Below are 11,393 nucleotides of genomic sequence, written 5' to 3'. Positions count from 1 at the left end.
GATATCGAGACCGTAAGGTCTTTTTTTATGCTTAAAATTAAAATGAAAATTTAATGATATAAATGTATAATGCTTTACGAAGAGAAAGCGTTTGAAGCTGATGAGTTGAGAAAATTGAGAAGCGAGTTTAGTAGAGCTAAAAGAGCAAGCAATTTTAGAAAAGGAAGAAAGATGTGAGCGCTTGCCTCGAAGTAAAGTAAGGTTCTTAGCGCCGATGGTAGCCGATTTACGTTCCGCTAGAGTAGGACGTTGCCAGACAAATCGTAAGGATGCGATGAGCCGATATCGAGACCGTAAGGTCTCTTTTTTTATGCTTAAAAATCAAACCGAAGGTTTAATGATATATATATAATGGCTTAACGAAGAGAAAGCGCTTGAAGCTGATGAATTGAGAAAATTGAGAAGCGAGTTTAGTAGAGCTAAAAGAGCAAGCAATTTTAGAAAAGGAAGAAAGATGTGAGCGCTTGTGTTGAACTAAATGTACACAAATAACACTCCCATACAGATCAATGGGAGTGTTATATCATTAAATTAAAAGTGAATACAGCATCTTATTTTCATTAATATAAATATTTGATGGATCAAAATTATGAACATTAGATTTGAGTTGATTAAGGTCATCGTGATTTTTCAGCTGAATGCCAATAATAACAGTACCCGTATTTTGAGAAGTTTTCTTTAAGTATTCAAACTTAGTAATATCATCTTGTGGTCCTAAAACATCATTTACAAATTCTTTGAGTGCACCAGGACGTTGAGGAAAGTTAAGTATAAAGTAATGTTTCATTTCCTCATAAAGTAATGAACGCTCTTCGATTTCTTTCATACGATTAATATCGTTATTACCACCACTAATGACGCATACTACAGTCTTACCTCGAATTTCTTTTTTATAATTCTCTAATGCTGCTACACTTAATGCACCTGCAGGTTCTGCAACAATGGCTTGTTTTGAGTACATATCTAAGATAGTTGAACAGACTGCTCCTTCATCTACTTGAATATAGTCGTCAACATATTGCTTAGCAATATTAAATGTGATATCACCTACACGTGCTACAGAAGCGCCATCTACAAATTTATCAATATGGTCGAGTGTAACAACTTTATTTTGTACAACTACTGATTCATACATGCTGCTAGCGCCAGTAGGTTCAACACCAATTATTTTAGTTTGAGGGCTATATTGATTTAAATACGTACTTATACCTGAAATCAAACCGCCACCACCAATTGCAGCGAATAAATAGTCAAAAGTGATAGCATCATGATTTGACTGATTCAAAATTTCTTTTGCAAGCGTGCCTTGACCAGCGATTGTGTTGACGTTATTAAAAGGATCAATGAAGGTCATATGATTTTGTTTAGTATAAGCTAAAGCTTCTTTTAAACAATCATCAAAGGTGTCTCCAGTTAGCACTATTTTAACATTTTTTGAACCAAAGAATTTAACTTGATTAACTTTTTGAAGAGGTGTGGTCACTGGCATAAATATGACTGCTTGTAAATTTAGTGCTTTAGCAGTATATGCCACACCTTGAGCATGATTTCCGGCACTGGCACATGTAATACCTTTTTCTTTAGCCTCATCAGTTAATACCGAAATGGCATTATATGCACCTCTAAGTTTAAATGAACGTACCCATTGTAAATCTTCTCTTTTTAAATAGACGTTACAATCATATTTTTGCGAAAGATAGAGATCATATTGTAGTGGTGTCTCTTTAACAACATCTTTAATTCGTAAATATGCATTATCTACATCTTTAGCATTTACTGTTGTCTTTACAGTCATAGTATCTCAACCTTTATTTTTATTTTCATATTGTTCTATTAAATCTTCATACGCCAACGTAATGGCGATATCATCTAGTCCATTTACTAATTTATGTTTCCACGTTTCATCGATTTTAAATTTGAATGATTTATTATTTGCTGAAACTGTCTGTTGTGGTAAATCCACTGTAATTTCTTTCTGAGATGCTAAATATTTTCTTTCATCTTCATTCAAAGTTATCGGTAGCATGCCATTTTTTGTACAATTCATATAAAAGATGTCACTAAAACTTCCAGCTATAATAATATTAAATCCATAATCTTTTAAAGCCCATGCAGCATGTTCTCGACTTGAGCCACAACCAAAATTATCTCCAGTTATTAAAATAGAAGCACCTGCATATTCAGGTTTGTTTGGATTAAAATCTGGATTATCTGAACCGTCTGGTAGATATCGCCATTCATCAAACGCAAATGGTCCAAATCCACTTTTAGTAATGCGTTTAAGATGAGCTTTAGGAATAATTTGATCGGTATCTATATTGTCGTTAAATAATGGTACAACTTTACCTGTGTAGGTTGTAATAGGTTGAATATCCATTGTTAAACAACCACCTTTCTAACATCTACAAATTTTCCTTTGATAGCGGCAGCAGCTGCCATAGCAGGGGATACAAGATGCGTTCTCGCACCTTTACCTTGTCTTCCTTCAAAGTTACGATTACTTGTAGAAGCACAATGAATGCCTTCTGGTACTTGGTCAGGATTCATACCTAAACACATTGAGCAACCAGGTTCTCTCCATTGGAATCCAGCCTCTTTGAAGATTTTATCTAAACCTAACGCTTCAGCTTCTTTTTTAACAGAACGAGAGCCTGGTACAACGATTGCAGTAATCTTAGGATGAACTTGATTACCTTTAACGATGTGACTAGCTTCTATTAAATCCGATAGTCTTGCATTTGTACAAGAACCTAAGAAGACATAACCTAAATCAATATCTTCTGCTTTTTGGCCTGGTTTAAGACCCATGTATTGGTAGGCACGCTCATCATTAATATTTTTAATTTGTGGAAAAGGTGTATTAAAACTAACACCCATTTCTGGATTTGTGCCCCATGTCACTTGTGGTTCGAGATGTGTGACATCGAGTTGAATAACTTTATCAAATTGAGCGTCTTCATCAGTATATAATTTACGCCAATCATGAATAGAACGTTCAAAATTTTGAGCATACCTTCTACCTTTGACGTAATCGAATGTTGTTTCATCTGGTTGCATTAATCCATATTTAGCGCCAGCTTCTATAGCCATATTGCAAATCGTCATTCTAGCTTCCATGGATAACGCTTTGATTGTTTCACCCGTAAACTCTATAGCATAGCCTGTGCCAAAATCCACACCATATTTACTAATAAGATACAAAATAATATCTTTGGCGTAGACACCTTTTGGTAGTTGACCTGTGACATCTATTTTTAAGTTTTTAGGTTTCGTTTGCCAAAGCGTTTGAGTAGCAAATACATGTTCTACTTCACTTGTTCCTATGCCAAAGGCGATTGCACCAAAAGCACCATGTGTAGCAGTATGTGAATCACCACAGACAATTGTTTTTCCTGGTTGAGTAAGACCAGTTTCTGGACCAACCATATGAACAATACCTTGTTCGTCTGAACCCATGTCAAAGAGGTGAACGCCAAATGCTTTTGCATTTTTTTGAAGTGTTGTGATTTGTTTATTTGCAATTTCATCTTTAATATTAAAAATATCAATGGTAGGAACATTGTGGTCTAACGTTGCGAATGTTAAATCAGGACGTCTTAATTTACGGTTCTGTAGTCTCAATCCTTCGAAAGCTTGAGGAGAAGTCACTTCATGAATTAAGTGCAAATCTATATATAATAATTGAGGCTCACCTTCATTACCGGTTAAAACATGTTTATTCCAAACTTTATCGAATAACGTTTGTCCCATAAAAGTACTCCTCCTTATTCATAATTCTTTTTTAGTTCGTTAAAAATATCTGACGTAGTATATTGGCCATTTAAATCTGGTGTTGTTTTTCCTTCTTTAATTAACTGATATACCAATTGTTCTAGTTCTGATGCGGCATCTTCAAAGTTAAAGCTTTCACGCAAACACATTGCTAAAGAAAGAACCATACCAAATGGATTAGCTATATTTTGATTTGCAATATCAGGTGCTGTACCATGAATAGGCTCATATAATCTTGGCCCTTCTAAACTAAAACTAGCAGAAGGGGATAAACCTAGAGAACCAGGTATAGTAGAAGCTTCATCACTTAAAATATCTCCAAATAAATTTTCGGTTACAATTACGTCGAAATCGGTAGGTCGCGTAATTAAGTGCATACTACACGCGTCAACTAATAAATGGTTTACTTCTACTTCTGGATAATCCAAGCTAACTTCATCGATTGTTTGACGCCAAAGCTTACTCGAAGATAGTACATTTTCTTTATCAACTGATGTTAATTTTTTCTTTCGATTTAATGCTAATTCAAATGCAACCTTCGCAATACGTTGAATTTCATCTTTAGTGTAAGTTAATGAATCTAATGCACTAAGGTCATCAAGATGTCGAGGTTGACCGAAATATAATCCGCTAGTTAACTCTCTTACTATAATAAGATCAGTTCCTTTGACACGTTCTTCTTTAATTGGAGAGAAGTGGCTTGTACCGTCTGTAACTTTAGTAGGACGTATGTTAGCGAATAATCCTAATGATTTCCGCAATGCCAATAAGCCTTGTTCAGGTCTATTTTTAGGGTTTGTCCATTGTGGACCACCTACAGCTCCCAGTAAAATTGCATCTGCATTTTTACACGCTTCTAAAGTATCATCTGGTAGGGGAACACCCTGCGAATCTATGGCTGCACCACCAAAGTCATACGACTTCAACTGATACTCAAATTGATATTTTTTACTTATTTGTTCTAATAGTTCTAACGTTCCACTTAATATTTCTGGACCTATGCCATCACCGGGTAAAGCTACTATTTTAAAAGGCATGATGATTACGCTCCTTATTTTGAATTTCACTCGCATATTTTGCATGCGCTTCTACATGGCATATAATACATCATGGTCAATACCGATACCATTAACGGGATGACCCTCTATATTTAATGACACATGAACTTCAGCTTGAGCATCAGTACCTTCAGTGACTGAATCAATTCGATATTCAATGAGTTCACTCTTATGCTTGAAAATTCGATCAACTGCATTATATATAGCCACAATTGATCCCGTACCAATACTTGAATCTTGATATAACTTACCATGTTTATCTTTGATAACGACGACAGCACTTTGTAAACCGTTTGACACAAATTGTAATTGCAGTGTTTCGACTTGATATATTGCATTTTGTTCATGTTCAGAACCTTGAATCAGTGCGTGTATATCACGATCTGTAACACTTTTCTTCTTATCAGCTATAGCTTTAAATTGTTTAAATAATTCAACTTGATTTTGAGGTTCAATATCATATCCTAATGATTTTAATTTTTCAGCAAAAGCGTGTTTACCTGATAATTTGCCAAGCGGTAAATCATTTTTACGTATACCAACAAGTTGTGGTGTCATAATTTCATATGTTTCTGGATTTTTTAGAACGCCATCTTGATGAATACCAGATTCATGACTGAAAGCATTTTGACCCACAATGGCTTTATTTCTTGGTACACGTATACCAGCATAGCGTGATATAATGTCGGATGTGTTTTTGGTTTCTGATAGATTTAATCGCGTTTCATTACCATAATGGTCTTTTCGTACATATAGCGCTAACGCTAATTCTTCTAGCGCAGTATTGCCTGCTCGTTCACCAATGCCGTTAACTGTTCCTTCTATTCGAGTAGCACCATTTTCAATTGCAGCTAAGCTATTTGCAACTGCCATTCCTAAATCGTCATGACAATGTGCACTATAAATAATGTCTTGGTTCGTCTTTATGTGCTCAATTAAGGTTTTAAAAATTTGACCATATTCATTCGGATAACTGTAACCAACAGTGTCTGGAATATTAATTATCGTTGCACCAGAGTCAACTGCCATTTGTACACATTTGATTAAGAAATCTGATTCTGTTCTAGTCGCATCCTCTGGTGAAAATTGAACGACATCGAAGTATTGTTTAGCATACGTAACATGTTCTTTAATTGATTCCAATACTTGTTCTTGAGTCATTTTGAGTTTATGCGTTAAATGAATAGGTGAGGTAGCTATAAACACATGAATTACTGGTTTTACAGCATCTTTCGTAGCCTCATAAACAGCATCAATATCTGATTTCTTACAGCGCGCTAATCCACATACAGCTGTTTGAGTTAATGTATTTGAAATTGCTTGAACAGACTTAAAACTACCAGTACTAGAAGCGGGAAACCCAGCCTCTAGTATATCTACACCCCATGTCTCTAACTGTTTAGCTATTTTTAATCTTTCATCAAAAGAGAAATTAACGCCTGGTGTTTGTTCACCATCTCTTAAAGTCGTATCGAAAATTTGAATATGGCTTTCCATCTTTAACAACCCCTTAGCTATTATTTTTGAATGCTTTTAGATTTAATGAATGGCATCATTTTTCTTAACTCACGACCAACAGCTTCAATTTCATGACCGTGTTGTTGTTCGCGTAATTTATAAAATTCTTTAAAGCCATTTTCATTATCTTTAACAAAACTATTTGCAAAATTACCATTTTGAATATCTTTTAATACAGCTTTCATATTATCTTTGACATCCGGTGTAATGATTCTAGGCCCTGAAACATAGTCGCCATATTCTGCAGTGTTTGAGATTGAATAACGAACGTTTTCCATTCCGCCTTCATACATTAAATCAACAATTAATTTCATTTCGTGTAATACTTCGAAATAAGCTAATTCTTTTTGATAACCCGCTTCAACAAGTGTTTCAAAACCGCTTTGGATTAATTTATGGATACCACCACAAAGTACAGCTTGCTCACCGAATAAATCAGTTTCTGTTTCTTCTTTAAATGTTGTTTCAATGACACCCGCACGCGTAGCACCAATACCTTTTGCGTAACTTAAAGAAATATCGCGTGCTTGACCAGTAGCATCTTGTTGTACACCGAATAATGCCGGCACTGCAGTTCCTTCAACAAATGTACGTCTTACTAAGTGACCAGGTCCTTTAGGTGCTACTAGGAAGACATCGACATCTTTCGGTGGTTTGATAACTTCAAAGTGAATGTTAAATCCGTGTGCAAATGCTAAGGCATTTCCTGCTTCTAAATTAGGTTCAATTTCGTTTTTATATACATTGCCTTGAATTTCATCTGGTAATAATACCATGATGACATCAGCTTGTTTAACGGCTTCTGCGACTGGATATACATCAAATCCGTCTTCTTTAGCTTTGTCAAAAGAATGACCAGGGCGGATACCTACAATAACGTCATAGCCATTGTCTTTAAGATTTTGTGCATGTGCATGTCCTTGTGAACCGTAACCTACAATTGCGATTTTTTTACCTTGTAATGCATCTTTCTCAACTGATTGATCATAATAAACTTTAGTCATAATACATTCCTCCAAAAATTTAAAATTTCAATATTTTGAATATTCTCAAAATTATAGATATACTATTATCTATAAAATGTGATGTTAGTCATGTTTTGTTTATTTGTACTAGCGCATCAATGTAGAATTTACTTTATTGCTGGTTGATAACTTGAACTTCTAATACACTGACTTGTTTTTTTAATTTGGCTACTAATATTTTAAAAATTGCTTCATCTTCAATATCAGCAATAATTTGCATATTAGAAATGCCGTTGTCTTCTGATGGCTTAACTGTCAGTTCGTTTATATTATATTGTAGTCGAACGAAGGCGCTCGTGATTCTATTTAACGTACTTACTTGGTCTGTGACTTTTAACTGTAAAACGCGTTTCATTCTAATCCCTCCATTTCATGGTTCGCTTTGCCACTTGGAATCATAGGATTAACTGGTTCGGTAGGTGAGATTCTAACTTCAATTAATGCAGGCCCTTGATAATTAAATGCTTCATCAAGTGTCGCTGTTAATTTATCGGGATGATCAATTAAGTAACCTTTGACACCATAAGCTTCCGCCATTTTCATGAAGTCAGGTTGATCATTAAATACAGAATGAGAGAATCGATGGTTAAAGAATTTGTCTTGCCACTGTTTGACCATACCTAAGGTTCCGTTATTAATAAGAACGATCTTTACATTAAGTCCGTATTCAGGAAGTAATGCCATTTCCTGATTCGTCATTTGGAACCCACCATCACCAACGAAACAGATAACAGTTTTGTCGGGTTCAGCTAATTGAGCACCAATCGCAGAAGGAATACCAAAGCCCATCGTACCTAATCCGCCACTTGTAACCCATTGACCATGATGTTTGAAAGGATAGAATTGAGCCGCCCACATTTGATGTTGCCCAACATCAGTAGTAACGATGGCTTCACCGTGTGTAATTTGCCCAATATATTCAATCGCCTTTTGGGGCTTACAAAATGTGTCATCAGCCACTGTATATTTAAAAGGATGTTTGCTTTTATTTTCAAGACAATGTTGAACCCATTCATCATGAGAAGTTTCATTTTTAAACTTATGAGACAAAGCTGTCAATACCTGTTTACAATCAGCTACAATTCCCAAATCAGTGGCAATTACTTTATTGATTTCCGATTCATCAATATCCACATGAACAACAATAGCATTCGGTGCAAATTCATCCGGTTTGCTTGCAAGTCTATCATCGAATCGACTACCCAAATTAAGTAATAAATCACATTCAGTTAAAGCCATATTGCTAGCGTAAGATCCATGCATACCCCCCATACCTAGAAATAATGGATTATCGTATGGAATCGCACCTAAGCCTAATAGTGTAGTTACTACTGGAATTTGATGTTTCGTTACAAACTGCGTTAATAAATCGTTGGATTGCGAATGATTTATCCCTGCACCTGCTAAGACTACTGGTTGTTTGGCCTTAGATAGATAATGAACTAATTGATCAATGTCTTTATTCTGAGGTTCTTCAGTAACTTTATAGGCTGGTAAATTCACGTCACTTACAAGTGGTGCAGTTGTTTTTAGCACACCCATATCTTTAGGGAAATCTATAACGACTGGGCCTTTACGACCTGAATTAGCTAAGTAAAATGCTTCATGAATAATTCTAGGAATATCGTTTACATTTTTAACTTGGAAATTCGCCTTCGTGATTGGTGTTGTCATAGAAAGTAAATCTGCCTCTTGAAAGGCATCTTTACCAATACCTGGCGTTGCTACTTGTCCTGTGAATACCACCAAGGGGAGGGAATCACAATAAGCATCTGTAATTCCTGTAATTGCATTTGTAGCGCCAGGACCACTTGTAACTACGACTACACCAGTTTTGCCAGATACTCTAGCATAGCCTTCAGCAGCATGTGTCGCACCTTGCTCATGTCTTGCCAAAATGTGTTTAATTTTACCATCATAAAACGTGTCGTATAAAGGTAAAACTGCACCACCAGGGTAGCCGAAAATAAAGTCAACATCTTCATGTAATAGGGCTTCAACTAAAAGTTCTGAGCCAGCTCTTAGTGTGTGATTCTCGTTACTATTGACGTCTGCTTTCAGATTAGATTGATTTGAATGTGCCGTAGTTGATGAACTAACGACGTTACTTTCCATTTTATTTGCCATGATGAACAACTCCTTTAGTTAGATAAGATTTTCGGGAACTTGCATTATGCCACCAGTGTTCGCACTCGTTACCAAAGCGGTATATCTCGCTAGATAACCTGATTTTACTTTTGCTTTAAAAGGTTGTAGTGCTTTTTTGCGTTGATTAAGTTCTTCTTCAGTTTGATTAACATCTAAAGTGCGATTGATTAAATCAATCGTAATTTCATCACCGTCTTTAATGAGGCCAATAGGACCACCTGATGCGGCTTCTGGTGAAATATGTCCAACAGCAATACCTCTTGTTGCTCCAGAAAATCTACCATCAGTAATTAATGCAACGTCTTTACCTAATCCTCTACCTACAATTGAAGAGGTAGGTGCTAACATTTCAGGCATTCCTGGTCCTCCTTTAGGTCCTTCGTAACGTATAACAACGACGTGACCTTCACGAACGATTTTGTTATCAATGGCCTCGACTGCTTCATCATGTGAGTTGAAACAGATTGCCTTACCAGTGAATGTTTTGATAGAAGGGTCAACACCACCAACTTTAATTACGGCACCTTTAGGCGCAATATTTCCGAATAAGATAGAGAGACCACCTTGTTTATCATATGGATTGTCAAGTGAGTGAATGACCTCAAAGTTTTTAATCTCTTTACCTTCATTATTTTTACGAAGTGTTTGTCCAGTCACTGTAAGTCTATCCGGGTGTAGAGTGCCTTCTTTTTTCATTAATTCATTTATGATAGCTGGACAACCACCAGCTTCGTGTACATCGTGCATTGAATATGATGAACTTGGTGCAATCTTAGATAAATAAGGTGTTCTCTTAGCAATTTCATTGATACGCTCTAAGTCATAATCAATGCCAGCTTCATTTGCTATCGCTAAAGTATGTAATACCGTGTTAGTGGAACCACCCATTGCCATGTCTAGTGCGAATGCATCGTCAATTGCTTCTCTAGTCACAATATCAAGTGGCTTAATATCCTTTTTAATATTATCAACTAATTTAAAGGCCGCTTCACGAATCATTTCTCTTCTTTGTTCACTAACTGCTAAAGCTGTACCGTTATAAGGTAGTGCTAAACCTAACACTTCCATTAGGCAATTCATTGAATTTGCTGTAAACATGCCTGCGCATGAGCCACAAGTAGGGCAAGCATTTTGTTCCATATCTAAAAATGCTTCTTTCGAAAGTTTACCTTCTTTAAAAGCACCAACTGCTTCAAACATGGATGATAATGTTAATGCTTTCCCTTGTGCAGATAATCCAGCTTTCATAGGGCCACCTGAACAGAATATTGCTGGTACATTGGTTCTTACGGCAGCTAATATCATACCAGGTGTGATTTTGTCGCAATTAGGAATGTAAAATACACCATCGAACCAGTGCGCATTAATAACAGTTTCAGCAGCATCTGCAATAAGTTCTCGAGAAGGGAGTGAGTATCGCATTCCAATATGTCCCATAGCGATACCGTCATCGACACCAATCGTATTAAATTCAAAAGGAATTGCGCCTGCCTCACGTATTGCTTCTTTCGCGATGTCAGCCAGTTCTCTTAAATGGACATGTCCAGGTACAATGTCGATATAAGAATTACAAATCGCTACGAAAGGTTTATTCATATCTGTTGGATTTTTAAGTGCGCCCGTGGCGTGTAAAAGACTTCGAGCAGGTGCTTGTTGATCACCTTTTTTTATCATGTCACTTCTCATAAATAATTCCCCCATAAAACACATTAAGTTTGTTACACATAAAAAGACGTCCCAATTTGTGATTGGGACGTCTACAAGTCCCATTCAATGAGAAATAGGACTTAAACATTTAGTAATTGAAAGATACTAAAGTTCCAGCCCTTGAGAGTATAATAAAATAATTAAATTGTCAGTTGGATTATATGCT

8 protein-coding genes and 1 pseudogene are annotated in these 11,393 nt (G+C 36.1%); all 9 read right to left on the bottom strand.

What is annotated here, in order from left to right; translation table 11 throughout:
- Window positions 1–526: 526 nt before the first annotated feature.
- Window positions 527–1,795 (bottom strand): threonine ammonia-lyase IlvA, encoded by a 1,269-nt coding sequence (gene ilvA, locus KA878_RS04370; RefSeq protein WP_193839120.1) that lies wholly within the window; start codon window positions 1,793–1,795, stop codon window positions 527–529.
- 6 nt (window positions 1,796–1,801) lie between these two features.
- Window positions 1,802–2,377, bottom strand: a complete 576-nt coding sequence (gene leuD / locus KA878_RS04365) for a 3-isopropylmalate dehydratase small subunit (protein WP_053030463.1) — start codon at window positions 2,375–2,377, stop codon at window positions 1,802–1,804.
- Window positions 2,378–2,379: 2 nt separating this feature from the next.
- The gene (gene leuC / locus KA878_RS04360; RefSeq protein WP_075109113.1) at window positions 2,380–3,750 is read right to left on the bottom strand and encodes a 3-isopropylmalate dehydratase large subunit; all 1,371 of its coding nucleotides are present in this window, start codon (window positions 3,748–3,750) and stop codon (window positions 2,380–2,382) included.
- Window positions 3,751–3,764: 14 nt separating this feature from the next.
- Window positions 3,765–4,808 carry a 3-isopropylmalate dehydrogenase gene (gene leuB / locus KA878_RS04355; RefSeq protein WP_193839121.1) on the bottom strand — a complete coding sequence of 348 codons (1,044 nt, stop codon included), beginning with the start codon at window positions 4,806–4,808 and terminating at the stop codon, window positions 3,765–3,767.
- Window positions 4,798–6,326, bottom strand: a pseudogene (locus KA878_RS04350) (2-isopropylmalate synthase). Before KA878_RS04350 ends, leuB begins: the two are co-directional and overlap by 11 nt.
- Window positions 6,327–6,346: 20 nt before the next feature.
- Window positions 6,347–7,351: a ketol-acid reductoisomerase gene (gene ilvC, locus KA878_RS04345; RefSeq protein WP_053030454.1), complete on the bottom strand. Its 1,005-nt coding sequence runs from the start codon at window positions 7,349–7,351 to the stop codon at window positions 6,347–6,349.
- A 133-nt stretch (window positions 7,352–7,484) separates the two neighbouring features.
- Window positions 7,485–7,727, bottom strand: coding sequence for an ACT domain-containing protein (locus tag KA878_RS04340; protein WP_193839122.1), 243 nt, complete (start codon window positions 7,725–7,727; stop codon window positions 7,485–7,487).
- Window positions 7,724–9,499: a biosynthetic-type acetolactate synthase large subunit gene (gene ilvB, locus KA878_RS04335; RefSeq protein ID WP_228480642.1), complete on the bottom strand. Its 1,776-nt coding sequence runs from the start codon at window positions 9,497–9,499 to the stop codon at window positions 7,724–7,726. The genes KA878_RS04340 and ilvB overlap by 4 nt, the downstream gene beginning before the upstream one ends.
- A gap of 18 nt (window positions 9,500–9,517) precedes the next feature.
- The gene (gene ilvD, locus KA878_RS04330; RefSeq protein WP_193839123.1) at window positions 9,518–11,206 is read right to left on the bottom strand and encodes a dihydroxy-acid dehydratase; all 1,689 of its coding nucleotides are present in this window, start codon (window positions 11,204–11,206) and stop codon (window positions 9,518–9,520) included.
- Window positions 11,207–11,393 lie beyond the last annotated feature (187 nt).

The organism is Staphylococcus sp. GDY8P57P (genome assembly GCF_017892585.1).
Lineage (GTDB): Bacteria > Bacillota > Bacilli > Staphylococcales > Staphylococcaceae > Staphylococcus > Staphylococcus borealis.
Note: the sequence above shows the minus strand (reverse complement) of the source record. Positions and strands in the feature narration are given on the sequence as shown.

Bases quoted from the DNA above. Each gene is read 5' to 3' on its own strand.
- leuC (WP_075109113.1), bottom strand. From the start codon at position 3,750: ATGGGACAAACGTTATTCGATAAAGTTTGGAATAAACATGTTTTAACC.
- leuB (WP_193839121.1), bottom strand. From the start codon at position 4,808: ATGCCTTTTAAAATAGTAGCTTTACCCGGTGATGGCATAGGTCCAGAA.
- ilvC (WP_053030454.1), bottom strand. From the start codon at position 7,351: ATGACTAAAGTTTATTATGATCAATCAGTTGAGAAAGATGCATTACAA.
- ilvB (WP_228480642.1), bottom strand. From the start codon at position 9,499: ATGGCAAATAAAATGGAAAGTAACGTCGTTAGTTCATCAACTACGGCA.
- KA878_RS04340 (WP_193839122.1), bottom strand. From the start codon at position 7,727: ATGAAACGCGTTTTACAGTTAAAAGTCACAGACCAAGTAAGTACGTTA.
- ilvA (WP_193839120.1), bottom strand. From the start codon at position 1,795: ATGACTGTAAAGACAACAGTAAATGCTAAAGATGTAGATAATGCATAT.
- ilvD (WP_193839123.1), bottom strand. From the start codon at position 11,206: ATGAGAAGTGACATGATAAAAAAAGGTGATCAACAAGCACCTGCTCGA.
- leuD (WP_053030463.1), bottom strand. From the start codon at position 2,377: ATGGATATTCAACCTATTACAACCTACACAGGTAAAGTTGTACCATTA.